Raw genomic sequence first — 16482 nt, forward strand, 5'->3', positions numbered from 1 at the left:
ACAGAGGAATTCCGGCTGGAGTAAGTCTAGCTTGTATGATGTGTTGGTAGTTGTCGGGATTAATCTCCAGTCAATAAACGATGAGACACTTTCTGATCTCAAAACTATGATGAAGTTCGACGAGTATCACCTCGGCTGGCATCAGGCGCAGCATCTTCTGTGTCTGTGTTGTAGTATTGGAAAGTCAACCCATTGGACTCAGATTTTGTCTGAGAAACTTGGAGTTCACTCAACAAGAGTGACTGAGTGAGAAGATTCTGTTGAAAGAACGGAGAAGAAGTAACCAAGCCGAAAGAGAGTAAGCTAAAAACAGACACTAAAATAGGTTTTAGCATGGTATGAACGGGGCTAAGGGGTCACTTATGAGTTCAAATTATTTGCCATTTGATCAGGACAAATTTAAAAATTGACTCCCCAAATCCGCTTTTTAACAACTTCTTTTGACTACTTTTTGACTCCGTTCCAGATTAACGTCCACTTCCGCGATGAGGATCAGGACAATTAGTAGTACAGTTAATTTCACTGCTATCTTGAGCAATCAATAATGAGGAAGCAGCTTGGACACCTTTTATTGCATCAGCATAAGCGATTGACAAAAGGCTGAATAACAGGATGAAAGTGTAGAACCGCATGAGTCTGTCCGTCTAAGTATGTCCATTCTCTAATACAGACAATTTGTTCGAGATCCGGTTAAAATAATCAAGTGGTTTATCAATTCAGTATTTAGGATTAATGATGATTGCAAATATACATAACTTCACTAAAAAATCCCGTCCAGTGGGTAGACGGGATCAGAAATAATTATTCAGGTTTTTAAAGATAATAACCTCTGAGAAGATTTTGAAGATTTTTGAAGTTTATTAATGTTTAACTTCACTCAATTCAACGGCTACACAATCCAACTTAGGATTCACAATAAGCTGGAGATTCAACAACTTTGGGTAAAAGCAAGGTTAAAATACCGTTGAAGTAGTCTGATTTTATACCTGCACTCCGAATCGGTTGCGGAAGGGCGATTATTTTCCGAAACTTTTGGGAATTTTTTACAACAGTCTGAGACGGCATTTTTTGGGTTTTTGGAAGATCATACAATTTCCCCGAAAGCACGATTGATTCTGCGGTTACTTGCATTTCTAAACTGTTTTCCTCTAAAGTCGGTAAAATCACTTTAATCACAATGATCTCTTCTTTTTCCTGCATTTTAATCACCGGAACTTGAAAATTAGTATTCCCCAAAAGTTCAGGTTCATTAAAAACTTGATCAACCTGGCGATCAATATTTTCTAGCTCTTGAAAGGATTGATAGTGTGTCAGTACCATGTGGGTTAAAACTCCTCAAAAAAATCAATGTTAACTTCAAAGTGAGATTTGTGATCTGCAATTCATTTCAATCAGAGTCTGATCTCAAGCTAAGATTAGTTCAAACTTCAGGAGAAAGACATTAAACCAACGTTGTTGAAAAATAGGTTAAAACCCGCACATTAAAATGCACGTAAACCGATATGATTAACAACTTTTTCTCAAGTCAAATGAGAACGGTTCAGTCTGATTAAAGACCTACCCTTTGACTCAAAAAACTGAAAACAATCCGGCTATTTTATAAGAAAAAATTCCCTAAAAAAAAGAAGAATTAAAGTTAATCTAGATCGGGAATTTTAAATGTCTTTTCTGCACTCATTCCTCATCTAAAGGCAAAGTAGGAGCTGCCGGAGGAACAACAGAACGTTCGACGATGACTTTATGACTTTCTCGTTGAGTCTGCATCTCAACTGCGATCGCCTCAAATTGAACCTCTAAACTGCCGTAAGCAATCTCTAAGTTCACTGTGGTTTCAATCTGGTCTAAACCGTTGGGTGAAAACTCGGTTAACCAGCGTGGCCCGTCTACAATACTGCGAGACTGGCGATCATACACCCATATTTTGACATAAATTCGCGGTAAATTCTCGCTCATCCGTACCCGAACTTTTACCGTTCGACCTGCTATAATTTCGGGATTGATCACTTCTAACATCGGAGCAGGAATCGGTTCATCTTCTGATATGGCGCTGAAAGATTCAGACATCGAGGATTGACTCTGACGAGAATCTAACACTCGCAAAGGGGGTCGGGAAGCAACAGAGGATGGCGGAGTCTCCAATGACTCATCATCTACCACAATTTCTTGAGACTCTAAATCATCATCAAAGGAAGGAAATAACGGTTCAGCCTCAGCAGAGGGGGAAGAAACACTCGGTTTTGGAGATTCATCCGGGCGAGTTTGAACAAAAGAAGTGTCGGGTAAAGGAGTCGGTTTGGCTTGCTTCATCCACTGAGACAAATCTTGATCGTGAGCTAAAGAATTTAACCGCGACCAAAAACGATTTTCTAACCTCAACGCTTGAAAAGCCGGATCAATGGGTGAAACGGGGACTAACTGAACTTCTTCACTCTCCTCGTCGTCTGTTTCTGAGGAAATGATTTCTGGGGATGTTTCATCAGTGGGGGTGAGAATTTCTGCATCCGCAGTCTCTGGAGAAGTCGTTGGAGTCTTTTCTGAGGAGGAAGCTGTCGAGTCAACCGACTGTTCGCTATTCCCAGAGAGAAAATAACCAAAACTCGGGAGTTCGAGGGAGGATGAGGACGTTGTTTCATCAATGGAGGTTTGAGAGTTTGCGGGAACAACGGGAACAGTGGGACGGCGAGAATTGGGTTTGGATACTGACGGTTCGGGTTCGGGACTGGCGTTTGGATCAATCAGATGTAAGCGGTTTTCGAGTTCAACTTCGTCCGGTTCATCCGTTGTTTCGTCTATCTCTGCTGGAGAACTAAAATCGGTTTCTAAAGCTTGGAGAAGATGTTCAACTTGAGTGGCGACGCTAAAGGAATGGCGAGTCAGTTGATCTCCGTGACTGGAAATCACCACTTCTCCTAAGATCAGACGAGTTTGACATTCAAAGGGAATATAAATCAAACAAGCAAAAGAGATCGGGAGAATCGATTGGGGAATTGCTTGTTGAACTTGTAATAAAATATTGGAGTTGTGGGGATCACGTAGATAAACTTCTACATGAGGCTGATCGATAGAATATTGGGTCGGTTCAGGATTCAACGGTTCTGAAGATGTTGCGGCTTCAACCCGTCCTGAAATTAATAACGCTTGTCCTAATTTAGCGACAAAAGAATCTTGTTCAAGGGTGAGTTGGATATCATCTACTTCAACACAGAGAGGATCATCAGACTCTAGTAAAACGGCTTCTGAAGGCTCTGGGGATGGCTCGGCGGCGATCGCAAAGTCTGTGTCGGATGACTCGTCGGAGGGTTCACGCTCAAAGTTTGGAGTCGAGTCGGTGTCGTCGATAGACTCTATTGAGGTGTATTCCGGTTGTGTTTCTGGGGGTTGTGTTTCTGGGGTGGTGTTACGTTCGTCAACAATCTCAACGATGGATTTTGCGGTTACGGTTGTCTGGCTGTCGTCTTCGTAATCATTTTCATCTAAAACCGCTTCATCTGAGTCTGAGGAGAGATCATCATCAAAAGTGGGAAGGTGTTCTAACGGTTCAGAGTCATTGGAGAGAACCCGCAGTTTAACGCCGTTATCAGAAGACAAATTGACAAGAGCCGCTGGCCGATGAGGTGAACAGGACAGTTCCCAAATTCCCGGTTTGAGTCGAGTGTAGGGAATCACAACCATTAATCCTTCAGCAGAGGTGTTTGTGTTGCGAGTTTGTACACGCCGAACAGGGGGAGTCTCCTCCAAAGCATGATGAACAATCCGAATTTCGATTTTAGCGTTCGGATAGCTAGAACGAGCTACAACTCGATAACGTCCTTCTAGAATTTCCACATCTGGAGTTTCTAAAGGTAGCCAAGTGGTATCTCCTTCTTTTTGAAGCAGAAATTCCCAATTTTTCATCTGCATCTCCCGCCCTAGTTCTGCTACACCCATTTATAATAGCTGACGAGAGCAACCCCAAAAGAGATCAAAAAAAAATTAGAATTGAAACGTTTAGGTTTTCCCTCAAAGATCAAAAGCTAATCGATCACTCATCCCTCGCCAAACCCACAGAGGGTTGTGGCGTGGGAACACCATTACATCAAACCTGTATTCATTCCAGGCTTACCTGTGGCTAACTCAACCTTAACGATTTTCCCGCCCATTTTCATAATTCGTTGCTGTTCACGGAACCAGTTATCGTAAGGAACTAATTTGGTAAAGTATGTATTTTGTAATTCCCGCTGAGTCCGAATTCGAGTTTGGCTCGGAACACAAGCGGTCACTTTAAACATTCGCATGGCAAGGATTCTCCTAAAATAAAAGTCCTAGTCTTTACAGTCTTTTTAAAACGATCGAAGGCTGGGAGTCAGGGGTCAATACTAGCTCACGAAAACTCATCATTCTACAACAGACAAGCCTTTAGCGTTCTAGAACTCACGACTGACTTCCCAAGCCTTGCTTCTGAGACGATAAGCAATACACAACAACGGAAAGAATCACGTCTAGATTCTCAATCCCTGTTGAACAGGTTCGTCTTTTAAAGAGTTCTAGCTTAAGCCAGAGCAGATGTAGTCGAAATAGACACCCATTTCTTTACCCGCATCAGCACCGACTAAACCGGCTGTGACTTCTTTCATAGCTTGAATAGCTTGTACTGTTGAACCAATGGGTACACCCAGAGAGTTGTAAGTTTCTTTTAAACCATTGAGTACACGCTCATCCAAGATGGAAACATCACCCGCTAACATGGCGTAGGTGGAATAACGGAGGTAGTAGTCCAAGTCGCGGATGCAGGCTGCATAACGACGAGTGGTGTACATATTTCCGCCGGGACGGGTAACATCAGAATACAACAGAGACTTAGCAACTGCTTCTTTAACGATGGAAGCAGCGTTAGCACTAATTGTGCTTGCAGCCCGAACACGCAGTTCGCCAGTTGCAAAATAAGCTTTGAGCTTATCGAGAGCGCTGGAATCGAGGTACTTACCTTGAACGTCAGAGGAGTTGATTACGGAAGTAATTGCGTCTTGCATGATTGACTCTAATATTTCTTAAGTGTTGCTGCTGAATCTGAGATTCTTAAGGGTTGGGTCACAAAGATCAAGGTTGATCCGATGACGTTACTGCATTGCACCGACAACATAGTCGAAGTATGATGCGGCTTCAGATGCGTCTTCACCAGACAGCAAGGAAGTAGCAACGCCTTTCATTGCGCGAATTCCTTCTGCAACGGCTTCAATGGGAGTACCGAGAGACTTGTACATTTCACGGACGCCAACGATACCAATTTCTTCAATCGGGGTAACGTCGCCTGCTACGATTCCGTAGGTGATCAGACGGAGGTAGTAGTCTAAATCACGCAAGCAAGTTGCGGTCATTTCTTCACCGTAAGCGTTACCACCAGGAGAAACAACATCAGGACGCTTCTGGAACAGTTGGTTTCCAGCTTCTTTGATGATACGTTCACGAGCGGAGGTCATGGTTTCTGCAATGCGAACCCGACGCTCACCTGTAGTGACAAATGATTTGATTCGATCTAACTCACCAGGGCTGAGATAACGAGCCTCAGCATCTGCATTTACGATGGATTTAGTGACGATACTCATTTTTTACCAAAGAGTTTTAGCTAACGTGTTCATGATTTTACCCTCGACTGGTGCAGATGGTTGATCTGTTGTCGGAGCTAATCATTTTGGGGGTTAACCCGAATGAAACCCTGTTAAGTGCTGTCCTGTCAAGAGGACTAGCATTCGCTGTTTGACACTTAACTTTGCTGATTTGTCCCGTCTTAGCAGCTTTTGAAGCCCGTTGCTAATCTCTGAGAGCCGCAACATAAAGTTACATTGTCTGCCTAACGATCCAATCTCTAGTCAGGTAGTTAACCGGGACAATCGCCCGATAATTTTTCACTACCTACCGGATGTATTTTGAGGCATCAGGCTCACATTATTAGGGGTATCGTAATATTTTTTTACATAACCTCTCATTCTCAGGGGATTTGGGAGGTTGGGAGTTTGGGAGGTTGGGAGGTTGGGAGTTGGGAAGTTGGGAGGTTGGGAAGTTGGGAGGTTGGGAGGTTGGGAGGTTGGGAGGTTGGGAAGTTGGGAGGTTGGGAAGTTGGGAGGTTGGGAGGTTGGGAGGTTGGGAGTTGGGAGTTGGGAGGTTGGGGGAATGAATTTAGCTTTGGGTGTTATTCTGGCGTTGTTGATCGGCTTGCTTTTGCATCAGAATCCGTTTTTCTATCTCTTGAGAATTGAGTCGATAAAGGGTTAATTTCTCTTGAACTTGAGGCGCAATAAAAGTATCATTGGGGATGGTTTCGAGTAAGTTAATTGCGGTTTGCCATTTTTTTTCGGCTTGTTGCCAAACTTCTAAAGAATCAGGTGGATTTTTGACCAGAACTGAGGCTTCTAATGCTGATTTTTTGGCACTATTAAAATTGGCGATCGCAGTTTGTTCTTGAATTAATTTTTGACTAGCCCAGCGATAATCTTCTTGATAAATTGCTAGTTGTTTTTGAACGGGTTCTGATTGCACTTGACGAGTCGGCATTTCTTGTAAGACTGTGATTGCATCTTCCCATTTTCCTTGCGCTTCTCTCCAAGCTGTTAACGGTAAAGGTGGATTTTCTACCGCTTCACTGGCTTTCATTGCTAACGCTTGAGCGGATTTTAATCGCAGTTCTAACGGTTGATTTTCAGCCATTGCACTAATTTGTTTTCGAGAGTTTACTGAGGCTTTAGGGAGAAACTGAACCCCGCCTAAAATCCCAATCACAACGGCTAATAACAGCAGGGGACTCCAACCCAAACGCTGACGATTTTTAGCAGGTTTTTTGTCAATTACTGCGTCGGATTTTACCGGGGAAAAAGATTCAATATTTGGCTGTAGTAATGTTGGCTGTTGTCGTTGCAGTGCTATTTTTTGTTCTTCTAACCGGGCTTGCTGTTGGCGAAGTTCGGCTTTTTGCTCTTCTAACCAAGCTTCTTGTTGACGTTTCAGTTCTTCTTGTTGTTGATACCACTGTTGTTTTTGACGTTCAAATTCGGCTTTTTCTTGGGCAAATAATTCGGCTTGGGGGTGAATAATAGACTGATATTCTTCCAAGTCTAAAAGAATGCTATACAGTCGTTTGTGTTTTCGTTTAAGATTCTCTGTGGGGAGCTGTTTTCTGAGTGCATTGACAAACTGCTTGATTTCAGATATTAAGGTTTCTATTCCTTCGTAAGTGATGGTTAAATAGGGAAAATAAGCATAACGACGAATATCAATTGCAATAAATTCGAGTAAATGATGTAAAAGCGAACTTGGATTTAAAGTCTCTTTGTAGGAATTGTATCGAATAAAATCACCAAAACACAACAGTAGATTATTATGGATCAGTAATCGTTCTAAAAGTTCTTCTTGTTGTTCTCGTTTTTGATACCACTTTTGTTTAGTTTGTTCATCCGCCCAGAGAATTTCTAATTTATCCAAATCTCCAAAGTTTGCATGATTTTGTTTTTCGGTTTCCAAACGACTCTGAAGATTTTTTAAGGGAACTGTGAATTGTAGAATATCATAGGCGCGTTGCTGAATACCATCCTGGGGACAGAAGACAATTTTCATCTGTTCAACTACAATCTGAAATTCTCGTTTAAGCGATCGCAGTACGTCTGTATTCATCGCTGCACCTCATCTAACCTTTAGAGCGAACGGTAATACTTTAGTTTGCCATAGAATCAATTATTTAGCCAAAATGTTAGAAAATTTTAAACTCTGTGTCGGTTAGCTTTTACTTCCTTCAATTCCTTTATCTCCCTTAAAAATAAATTCTGTAGGTTGGGTTTTGTACCTCAATCCAACATTTAAAAACAATTCTTGGGTTGAACAAAGTGAAACCCAACCTACCGATCATTTATGGGTTGAGATATTCTGTTTTTATTTCTTATTCCTGGATTTGGCTTTCTAACTCGTTGATTTGTTTTTGAATCCGTTCTTTTTCTTCCAGTTTTAGTTGAGATTCTCGCCGTTTAAGCTGATCTTGATATTGACTTTGAAGTTCGGCTTCTCGTTGCTGAAGTTGCTCTTGATATTGACTTTGAAGTTCGGCTTCTCGCTGCTGAAGTTGCTCTTGATATTGACTTTGAAGTTCGGCTTCTCGCTGCTGAAGTTGTTCTTGATATTGACGTTTTAATTGACTTTCAGATTTTTCAAGCTGTTCTTGATATTTAAGTGAAAGTTCGGCTTCTCGCTGCTGAAGTTGCTCTTGATGTTGGCGTTTTAAGTCGCTGATTTGCTGTTGAAGTTCTTCGACTTGCTGGCGTTGCAATTCCAATTCTTCTTGAAGTTTAACCTCGACTTCTTCCCGGCTAACTTTTTCCAATTTTTCTTGAGTGAATAACTGATAATGCTCAACCTTTGATTTGAGTTCATCAATTAATAATTTTACCGCCTGTTCTCCTTGAACTTGATCGGCTTGACTGACAAATGTGTTTAGAGCGGCTTGCAAACGCCCAAAATCTTCAATCGAGTAGTTTAAATGACTATCTTGGTTTTCCAAACTTGCAAGTTCTTTCTGGATAAACGAAACAATCTCGCGAAGCAATTGCAAAACAAAATTAAAGGTTTTTTCAGCCCAGATAAACGAAACAATCTCGCGAAGCAATTGCAGAACAAAATCAAAGTTTTTTTGAGAAGGATTGGACTGAAGAATTTGGCAAAGCAATATCAAAAGCGAACTTTGTTCAATCATTCGATCTGTCACTTTCTCAAGCTTTTCTCGATTTTGATACCAAGCATTTTGCTCTGATTCATTGGCAAACATCAACTCCATTTTATCCAATTCACCAAAGGCTTGATGATTTTTTTGTTCATTTTTAAGAGGAGTATTAATCCAGAGAAGTTTACTATAAAATGCTTTAATTTGCTCGATAGTCTGCGGTTCCATAGCATGGGGCTTTTCGCAGAACGTGTTCATCGAGTCCAACAAACTTTCAAATTCACCTTTGAGGTGTAAAACCGTTGCAGTGTTCATAAGATTTAGTCCAAATGAGGTTAATAATCACGCACAGTTCTCCAACCCGAACTGCTGTTGAAAAGATGCAGTCAAAAAATTGACTTAAACTTGAAACTTAAACCGAGAGAACAACCCAGCGAACCCAGGCGGATAAAATGCGATCGCGCCTTTACAATCATCAAAGAAAATCTAACAATAGTATAACCCCACGATTCTTTACTGGCTATCAACGAATTGATAATTGTTTTCAAACTGGATGTTGGAATGTTCAAATTCCTTCTAAGAGACGAAACCCAACGTTAAAAAATAATAGTTGGGTTTCACCGAATTTAATCTAACCCGCAGATCATCAATGATTTATTGGTTCTGAGATTCCCTTTGAACCCGTTGGCGAATCATTTCCAAATTAGTTTGATAAAGCTCTAATTTTTGTCGGGCTTCTGATGCCATAAAAGCATCTTCTGGTATACTTTCTAAAAGATTAACTGCTTTTTGCCATTTCTCCTCTGCGTTTTCCCAAGTATTGAGAGGATAGGGCGGATTTTGCACCATTACGGATGCTTCTAATGCCAATTGTTGAGACGCTTCTAAATTGTTAACTGCTTTTTGTTCTTGGGCGATTTTTTGAGTGACTGAATTGTAGTCTGTTCGATAAATTTCGAGTCGCTTTTCAATTTCTTCGGAATTGGCTGTATCATCATAAACCGCTTCTAATAATTGAATCGATTTTCGCCATTTATCTTGTGAAGTTTGCCAAACTGTGAGGGGATGGGGTGGATTTTTGATCATCTCACTGGCTTCTTCTGCTAAGATTTGAGCTGATTTTAAGTTGTCTTGTACATTGACTTCACTGGAAATAGCAAGACTATCTGGTTGTTGTTCTTTAAATTGATTTCGAGTCACAAAGCCAATAGTAGCTAGTAAAGGAATCAGCACTATTAACAAAATCGGTAATTTATAACTTGACTTCAGTTTGGGTTTTTCTTCTGAATTTTCCTGAATATCAATATCAGCTTTTGTTTCTTGTGGGTTTGGAAGACTTTCTAATTCATTGATTTGTGCTTTAACTGGTTCTTGATGTGCAAATTCAGCCTCTCTCTGTTGAAGTTGTTCTTGGTATAGATTTTCAAGTTCGGCTTCTCGTTGTTGAAGTTGTTGTTGATGTTGGAGTTTTAATTGACTTTCATAATTTTTAAGTTGTTCTTGGTATAGATTTTCAAGTTCGGCTTCTCGTTGTTGAAGTTGTTGTTGATATTGACTTTTAAGTTCGGCTTCTTGGCGTTTAAGTTGTTCTTGATGTTTGAGTTTTAACTGACTTTCATAATTGGTAAGTTGTTGTTGATGTTGAAGTGAAAGTTCGGCTTCTGTTTGCTTTATTTTTTCGGCTTCCTGAGTTCTTAATTTGGTGATATGTTGTTGAAGTTGGTTAATTTTTAGTGTATTCTCCTCTTGTTTTTGAAGTTGTTGTTGATGTTGATGTTTTAACTCACTGATTTGTTTTTGCAGTTGTTGATTTTGAGTTAAAAGTTCAGTTTCTTGTTGCTGAAGTTGTTGTTGATTTTGACTTTTTAATTGGGTTATTTGTTTTTGCAGTTGGTTAATTTGGGCTAAAAGTTCAGTTTCTCGTTGCTGAAGTTGTTCTTGATATTGACTTTTAAGTTCGGCTTCTCGTTGTTGAAGTTGTTGTTGATGTTGAAGTTTTAATTCACTGATTTGTTTTTGCAGTTGTTGATTTTGAGTTAAAAGTTCAGTTTCTCGTTGCTGAAGTTGTTGTTGATATTGACTTTTAAGTTCGGCTTCTTGGCGTTTAAGTTGTTCTTGATGTTTGAGTTTTAACTGACTTTCATAATTGGTAAGTTGTTGTTGATGTTGAAGTGAAAGTTCGGCTTCTGTTTGCTTTATTTTTTCGGCTTCCTGAGTTCTTAATTTGGTGATATGTTGTTGAAGTTCGTTTATTTTAAGTGTAGATTCCGCTTCTCCTTGACGAGTTTTATCTTGGTGTTGACGCTGTACCTCAGTTATTTGTTTTTGCAGTTGGTTAATTTGGGCTAAAAGTTCAGTTTCTCGCCGTTTAAGTTGTTCTTGATGTTGATGTTTTAATTGACTTTCAGATTTTTCAAGTTGTTCTTGATGTTGAAGTGAAAGTTCGGCTTCTCGTTGGCGAATTTGTTCTTTATATTTAACTGAAAGTTCGGCTTCTCGGTTTTGAAGTTGTTCTTGATGTTGGCGTTTTAAGTCGCTGATTTGCTGTTGAATATCTTCAGCTTGCTGGTGTTTTGATTCTAATTGTTTTTGGGGTTTAACCTCGGCTTCTTGCGGAAGAACTTTTTCCAATTTTTCTTGAGTGAATAACTGATAATGCTCAACTTTTAATTTGAGTTCATCAATTAATTTTATCGCTTGTTCTCCTTTAACTTGATCGGCTTGACTGACAAATGTGTTTAGAGCGGCTTGCAAACGCCCAAAATCTTCAATCGAGTCGTTGAAATGACTATCTTGGTTTTCCAAACTTGCAAGTTCTTTCTGGATAAACGAAACAATCTCGCGAAGCAATTGCAGAACAAAATTACAGGTTTTTTCAGCCCAGATAAACGAAACAATCTCGCGAAGCAATTGCAGAACAAAATCAAAGGTTTTTTGAGAAGGATTGGACTGAAGAATTTGACAAAGCAGTATCAAAACAGAACTTTGTTCGATCATTCGAGCCGTCATTTTCTCAAGCTTTGATCGATTTTGATACCAGGTATTTTGCTCGGATTCATTGGCTATCAACCCCTGTTTATCTAGTTCACCAAAGGCTTGATGATTTTTTTGTTCATTTTTAAGAGGACTATTAATCCAGAGAAGTTTACTGTAAAATCCTTTAACTTGTTCGATAGTCTGCGGTTCAACAGCATGGGGCTTTTCACAGAACGTGTTCATTGAGTCCAACAAACTTTCAAATTCACCTTTGAGGTGTAAAACCGTTGCAGTGTTCATAAAATTGAGTCCAAATGAAGTTAAGGTTCAAACAGTTCTCCAACCCGAACTGCTGTTGAAAAGATGCAGTCAAAAAATTGACTCAAACTAGAAACTCACTCCCCAGAGAACAACCCAGCGAACCCAGGCGGATCAGATGCGATCGCGCCTTTACAATCATCAAAGAAAATCTAACAATAGTATAAGCCCACGATTCTTTACTGGCTATCAACGAATTGATGATTGTTTTCAAACCTGTTTCTCGAATGTTCAAACCGCTTCTAAGCCGTCTGGGGCGAACTTTTTTGACTCGCCTGACTATCCTCTGTCTAACCCTGAGTCTGGGGCTTCTGATGGCGGTTTCCCCTGCGTGGGCGAATATCGACGATGATCGCTTTGATGGGAATATTTTCGCCTTGTATGGGGGAAATGGTTCTTTAGTTCCGCCCCGAGTGACTCTAGCGGAATCTTTCAAACGTTCAAAACCTGCGTTACTCGTCTTTTTTCTTGATGATAGCCGTGACTGTAAACAATTTTCGACCACTGTTTCGCAGCTTCAAGAATTTTACGGGAGAGCGGCGGATTTTATTCCGGTGAATGTAGATGCAATTCCCCCCGAAACCCCAGAAGATCCGAGCGATCCCGCCCACTACTATCGAGGTTTTGTCCCTCAAACGGTTTTAATCGATCAATCCGGTAAAATCGTTTTAGATGAAGTGGGTTTAGTCGCCTATGAGAAAGTTGACGATCAGTTTCGCAAAGTATTTGATTTACTTCCGCGTTCCCAGTCGGTAGAACTTAAACGGAAACCGATCAACGAGATTAATACTGAATTAGTGGAAATCGAGAAGTAATTTTTAATTCCAGTGTTCGGTATTTTCGGAAACAGGAACTAGCAAATGTAAAGATAAAACCGTTAACTTTGTTAGTATCCTAATCAGATGTCTTGATCAACCCTTCGCTAAAATAATCATCAATTTTGATATGAGTTCTACACCAACTCCTTCTTCTACCCCGACTCAAACCCCTGATGCTGTTGAGACTCCCAAAAAAACCGAACCGCAACCGAGTTATGTCAAACTGGCAATGCGAAATATGGTGAGAAAAGGCGGTAAGTCTTTATTTCACTTTTCGTTAACAGCAATCACGCTGTTGGGTTTTTTAGTCGGTGTATCTTATATCACCCGATAACGAGATGTGATCCGGAATGAGGTCAGGGGAAAGCATCAATTGAGGAAAATTGAGCAACAAATTTAGAATGTTAATTTGATCAATTTTTTCCACAATTTCCCCCCCTGATTCCTTATAATTGCGACAGAATCAGCGAGCATCGGTGCGCGAATCCATGAGTCAAGTTTCACTAGAAGTTAATGTTCAAGACTGTTTCTGGTTGAGTGAGGAGTCAGAAACCGCCCCAAAACAACAGAAACCGCCCGTCGATGGATCTGTGGAAAATCTCTCCTGTCCCATTTCCCCTCAAACCTGGGAACAATGGTTCACTCAATGGTTTTCTATCCTGAATCCGAATATTCCGCAAGTTAGAAGTTACGAGTTAAATCTACGTCTGACGGATAATACGGAAATTCAACAACTCAATGCTCAATATCGTTCCCTAGATGTACCGACAGATGTTTTAGCCTTTGCTACATTAGAGGTGGGTTTTCCTAAACTTCCCGCCTCGGAGATGAAGGCATCTCAATCTCTTGATCTGGGTGATTTGGTGATTTCTGTAGAAACGGCGGCCCGACAAGCCCAACAACAGGGACATTCTTTGAAGATTGAACTAGGATGGCTGGCGGCTCATGGATTCTTGCATCTTTTGGGTTGGGATCATCCGGATGACAGGACACTGATCCAAATGCTTGATCAGCAGGTGATCATGCTGCAATCAGTCGGTTTAGAAGTGCATAAGACTGCTATCGAAAATGTCAATTGAGTAGAATATTCACGGACTCCCGTTGTAGATCAAGGAAGAAACGTCTGAAGACTGTGTTAGAGAGGAGTATATTTTGAGTAGTGTACTTAAGATGAAAATTTCACTAACGATAACTTCTGACTCGACATGGAAACAGAGCATCGGCTCTCAATCCGTAAAAACCGATCAAGATCCGTGTTAAATTTCTGGCAACGTGTTAAATTTCTTCAAACATCGATAGCAAAATTTATTTGAATATCTCAACAGTACCCAGTGAAGGATATATGCCTAATGAATCTAAATGAACCTTCCGTAGCACCGCTCCAAGCCCGATTGCTTTCGGTTTCTCAACATCGTTCCGCAAAGATGAATACGGCTCCTGAACCTCCCCTGAGTTCGAGCCATAGTCGCTCTAGTTCCTCTTGGACGGTTGCTTCTAATCTGTTGGTGAGTTTTCAATACGCTTGGACAGGCATTACCTACGCCTACAAAACTCAACGCAATTTTCGCATTCATACCGTCATCGGTACCCTCGCGATCGGCTTGGGCTTTTTTTTGCACCTGTCTTCGGTAAAATTAGCGGTGATTGGTTTAACAATTGCAGCCGTGATGGCGATGGAACTGTTAAATACAGCGATTGAATCTGTTGTTGATTTAACCGTTGGTCAGTCCTACCACGAACTCGCAAAAATTGCCAAAGACTGTGCCGCAGGAGCGGTGTTAATCTTTGCGATCGCAGCGTTGTTAGTGGCGATGATGTTGCTGATTCCTCCGCTCTTGGTGCAACTGGGGCTAGTGACAGTAGGAGTATAGTCTTGATTATTGTGATTGATAATTATGACAGTTTCACCTACAACATCGTTCAGTATTTAGGTGAACTGGGTGCAGAGTTCCCGGTTGCTTCTGAGGTTCGCGTTGTCCGCAACGATCAAATAAGCGTTGATCAAATTAACCAAATTCAACCCCAGGGTGTGGTTATTTCTCCGGGGCCAGGTCGTCCGGAAAATGCAGGGATTTCCCTGGAACTCATCGAACGCTTAGGCCCCAAATTACCCATTCTGGGCGTGTGTTTAGGTCATCAAAGTCTAGGTCAGGTGTTTGGAGGGAAAATCGTCTCTGCACCGGAACTGATGCACGGTAAAACTTCTACAGTTCATCACACCGGACAGGGGGTTTTTCAAGGTTTAGAAAATCCTTTGAGCGCGACTCGCTATCATAGTTTAGTGATTGACCGTCAAACTTGCCCGGAGGTTTTGGAGATTACGGCTTGGATAGACGATGGTACGATTATGGCTGTCCGACATCGGAACTATCCTCATCTGCAAGGCGTCCAGTTTCATCCAGAGAGCATTTTAACCACCAGTGGTAAACAGCTTCTCAAAAACTTCCTGCGATCTCTGTCGGAAGTTTAGCTCATTGCTTTCTGTTTGTCCTTGATTTTTCATCCTCGCTTTCTATGAAACGGCGAAAATTTATCCGTCTGCTGCAAACTGGTGCATTAGCTAGTGTTACAACTCTGGGGATATCGCGATCGCGATCGGTGATTGCTCAAACCCCCAATTCTAATAGTGGCTTAACTGTACGCTGGCTGGGTCATACTTGTTATTTATTCACGGGTGGCGGTTTACGAGTTTTGATCAACCCCTTCCGTCAAATTGGCTGTACTGCGGGGTATCGTGACCCGAAGCTGAATACTGACTTGGTTTTGATCAGTAGTCGCTTACTCGATGAAGGGTCTATTGATGGGTTTTCAGGAAATCCGGCGTTACTCTACGAACCTGGAGTTTATCAGTTTAACGGCTCTCAAATTCAAGGAATTCGGACGATTAAAGATCGCCAACAAGGACGCAGGTTCGGGACTAATGTGGCGTGGATGTGGAAACAAGGCGGAATCAAAATTCTGCATCTCGGTGGACTCGCCGGGCCAATTGATATTGAGGAACGGATTCTCATTGGTCGTCCAGATGTGATGTTTGTTCCCGTTGGAGGTGGCCCGAAGTCCTACACTCCGGAAGAAGCTAAACAAATTATTAAAACCCTCAATCCTAAAGTGGTGATTCCCATGCACTACAAAACTTTAGCGGCTGATCCGGCAACTTGTGATCTGGTGCCGTTAGAGAATTTTATCGAAGTGATGGGGGAAACTCCTGTGCAGAGAGTGGCGAGCGATACAGTTACTTTTCAGCCGGGAAATTTGCCCTCAGACGGTTCGGTGATTGAGGTCTTGAGTTATCAGTTTGGTAACGGTTCAACGGTAAATTCAGTCACAGAACCTAACACCCCTGAGACTCAACTTTAAGCCCAATCATTACCAAAAAAAACGAAAAATAGATGCAAATTGAGAGAGGGTTCTTTCTGGAGAGAGAATTTATCCCTTTTGATTAAATTTATTTGAACCAATTAATCGCCAACAAAGTCTAAAGTAAAATTTTGATTTATTCTTGACTCTCTCAAAAGATAGAGTTAGAAAAAATTTGTGTGAATTAGCTTGACATTTGTTGATATTTTGTGAACAATCTTAAATATCGCTGTGACAAATCTTTACAAAAAAAGCGGAGTTATTATGACTATTTTCCATCGTTTCAAGGGATTCAAGACTGTTGCTTTGATGGGTGTCATCGCTGCAAGCACTCTC

The 16482-nt window shown here is 41.1% G+C and carries 16 protein-coding genes; 6 read left to right on the forward strand and 10 right to left on the reverse strand.

The window, feature by feature from the left end:
• Window positions 1–104: 104 nt before the first annotated feature.
• The 10 genes from L8106_RS25595 to L8106_RS25640 form a co-directional block, all read right to left on the reverse strand.
• Window positions 105–335: a hypothetical protein gene (locus tag L8106_RS25595; protein WP_009787429.1), complete on the reverse strand. Its 231-nt coding sequence runs from the start codon at window positions 333–335 to the stop codon at window positions 105–107.
• Between the two features lie 132 nt (window positions 336–467).
• On the reverse strand, window positions 468–632 hold the full coding sequence (locus tag L8106_RS32620; RefSeq protein WP_156803829.1) for a hypothetical protein: 165 nt from the start codon (window positions 630–632) through the stop codon (window positions 468–470).
• A 271-nt stretch (window positions 633–903) separates the two neighbouring features.
• Window positions 904–1320 carry an Hsp20/alpha crystallin family protein gene (locus L8106_RS25600; RefSeq protein WP_009787430.1) on the reverse strand — a complete coding sequence of 139 codons (417 nt, stop codon included), beginning with the start codon at window positions 1318–1320 and terminating at the stop codon, window positions 904–906.
• A gap of 354 nt (window positions 1321–1674) precedes the next feature.
• Window positions 1675–3927, reverse strand: coding sequence for a hypothetical protein (locus tag L8106_RS25605; protein WP_039897252.1), 2253 nt, complete (start codon window positions 3925–3927; stop codon window positions 1675–1677).
• A 143-nt stretch (window positions 3928–4070) separates the two neighbouring features.
• Window positions 4071–4274: a phycobilisome linker polypeptide gene (locus L8106_RS25610; RefSeq protein WP_009787432.1), complete on the reverse strand. Its 204-nt coding sequence runs from the start codon at window positions 4272–4274 to the stop codon at window positions 4071–4073.
• A gap of 249 nt (window positions 4275–4523) precedes the next feature.
• Window positions 4524–5009 (reverse strand): allophycocyanin subunit beta, encoded by a 486-nt coding sequence (gene apcB / locus L8106_RS25615; protein WP_009787433.1) that lies wholly within the window; start codon window positions 5007–5009, stop codon window positions 4524–4526.
• Window positions 5010–5096: 87 nt separating this feature from the next.
• Window positions 5097–5582: an allophycocyanin subunit alpha gene (gene apcA, locus L8106_RS25620; RefSeq protein ID WP_009787434.1), complete on the reverse strand. Its 486-nt coding sequence runs from the start codon at window positions 5580–5582 to the stop codon at window positions 5097–5099.
• Window positions 5583–6153: 571 nt separating this feature from the next.
• Window positions 6154–7641 carry a hypothetical protein gene (locus tag L8106_RS25630; RefSeq protein WP_009787436.1) on the reverse strand — a complete coding sequence of 496 codons (1488 nt, stop codon included), beginning with the start codon at window positions 7639–7641 and terminating at the stop codon, window positions 6154–6156.
• Between the two features lie 262 nt (window positions 7642–7903).
• Window positions 7904–8992 (reverse strand): hypothetical protein, encoded by a 1089-nt coding sequence (locus L8106_RS33240; RefSeq protein ID WP_009787437.1) that lies wholly within the window; start codon window positions 8990–8992, stop codon window positions 7904–7906.
• A gap of 339 nt (window positions 8993–9331) precedes the next feature.
• On the reverse strand, window positions 9332–11953 hold the full coding sequence (locus L8106_RS25640) for a hypothetical protein (protein ID WP_009787438.1): 2622 nt from the start codon (window positions 11951–11953) through the stop codon (window positions 9332–9334).
• A 332-nt stretch (window positions 11954–12285) separates the two neighbouring features.
• On the opposite strand from L8106_RS25640, the gene L8106_RS25645 reads away from it, so the two are divergent.
• From L8106_RS25645 to L8106_RS25670, 6 genes are all read left to right on the forward strand, one after another.
• Complete coding sequence (locus L8106_RS25645; protein ID WP_039897264.1) at window positions 12286–12786, forward strand: thylakoid membrane photosystem I accumulation factor; 501 nt, start codon at window positions 12286–12288, stop codon at window positions 12784–12786.
• Between the two features lie 130 nt (window positions 12787–12916).
• Window positions 12917–13123, forward strand: a complete 207-nt coding sequence (locus tag L8106_RS25650; protein ID WP_009787440.1) for a DUF3285 domain-containing protein — start codon at window positions 12917–12919, stop codon at window positions 13121–13123.
• Window positions 13124–13277: 154 nt separating this feature from the next.
• Window positions 13278–13868, forward strand: coding sequence for an rRNA maturation RNase YbeY (ybeY, locus tag L8106_RS25655; protein ID WP_009787441.1), 591 nt, complete (start codon window positions 13278–13280; stop codon window positions 13866–13868).
• Between the two features lie 270 nt (window positions 13869–14138).
• On the forward strand, window positions 14139–14660 hold the full coding sequence (locus tag L8106_RS25660) for a diacylglycerol kinase family protein (protein WP_009787442.1): 522 nt from the start codon (window positions 14139–14141) through the stop codon (window positions 14658–14660).
• A gap of 2 nt (window positions 14661–14662) precedes the next feature.
• Entirely contained in the window at window positions 14663–15259 is a 597-nt protein-coding gene (locus L8106_RS25665; protein WP_009787443.1) for an aminodeoxychorismate/anthranilate synthase component II, read from the forward strand.
• Window positions 15260–15303: 44 nt separating this feature from the next.
• Window positions 15304–16146, forward strand: coding sequence for an MBL fold metallo-hydrolase (locus L8106_RS25670; RefSeq protein WP_050779182.1), 843 nt, complete (start codon window positions 15304–15306; stop codon window positions 16144–16146).
• The last annotated feature ends 336 nt before the right edge of the window (window positions 16147–16482 follow it).

This window comes from Lyngbya sp. PCC 8106 (assembly GCF_000169095.1).
Taxonomy (GTDB): Bacteria; Cyanobacteriota; Cyanobacteriia; order Cyanobacteriales; family Microcoleaceae; genus Capilliphycus.

Coding starts and splice junctions, on each gene's coding strand:
- L8106_RS25595 (WP_009787429.1), bottom strand. CDS start 335: ATGCTAAAACCTATTTTAGTGTCTGTTTTTAGCTTACTCTCTTTCGGC.
- L8106_RS32620 (WP_156803829.1), bottom strand. CDS start 632: ATGCGGTTCTACACTTTCATCCTGTTATTCAGCCTTTTGTCAATCGCT.
- L8106_RS25600 (WP_009787430.1), bottom strand. CDS start 1,320: ATGGTACTGACACACTATCAATCCTTTCAAGAGCTAGAAAATATTGAT.
- L8106_RS25605 (WP_039897252.1), bottom strand. CDS start 3,927: ATGGGTGTAGCAGAACTAGGGCGGGAGATGCAGATGAAAAATTGGGAA.
- L8106_RS25610 (WP_009787432.1), bottom strand. CDS start 4,274: ATGCGAATGTTTAAAGTGACCGCTTGTGTTCCGAGCCAAACTCGAATT.
- apcB (WP_009787433.1), bottom strand. CDS start 5,009: ATGCAAGACGCAATTACTTCCGTAATCAACTCCTCTGACGTTCAAGGT.
- apcA (WP_009787434.1), bottom strand. CDS start 5,582: ATGAGTATCGTCACTAAATCCATCGTAAATGCAGATGCTGAGGCTCGT.
- L8106_RS25630 (WP_009787436.1), bottom strand. CDS start 7,641: ATGAATACAGACGTACTGCGATCGCTTAAACGAGAATTTCAGATTGTA.
- L8106_RS33240 (WP_009787437.1), bottom strand. CDS start 8,992: ATGAACACTGCAACGGTTTTACACCTCAAAGGTGAATTTGAAAGTTTG.
- L8106_RS25640 (WP_009787438.1), bottom strand. CDS start 11,953: ATGAACACTGCAACGGTTTTACACCTCAAAGGTGAATTTGAAAGTTTG.
- L8106_RS25645 (WP_039897264.1), top strand. CDS start 12,286: ATGGCGGTTTCCCCTGCGTGGGCGAATATCGACGATGATCGCTTTGAT.
- L8106_RS25650 (WP_009787440.1), top strand. CDS start 12,917: ATGAGTTCTACACCAACTCCTTCTTCTACCCCGACTCAAACCCCTGAT.
- ybeY (WP_009787441.1), top strand. CDS start 13,278: ATGAGTCAAGTTTCACTAGAAGTTAATGTTCAAGACTGTTTCTGGTTG.
- L8106_RS25660 (WP_009787442.1), top strand. CDS start 14,139: ATGAATCTAAATGAACCTTCCGTAGCACCGCTCCAAGCCCGATTGCTT.
- L8106_RS25670 (WP_050779182.1), top strand. CDS start 15,304: ATGAAACGGCGAAAATTTATCCGTCTGCTGCAAACTGGTGCATTAGCT.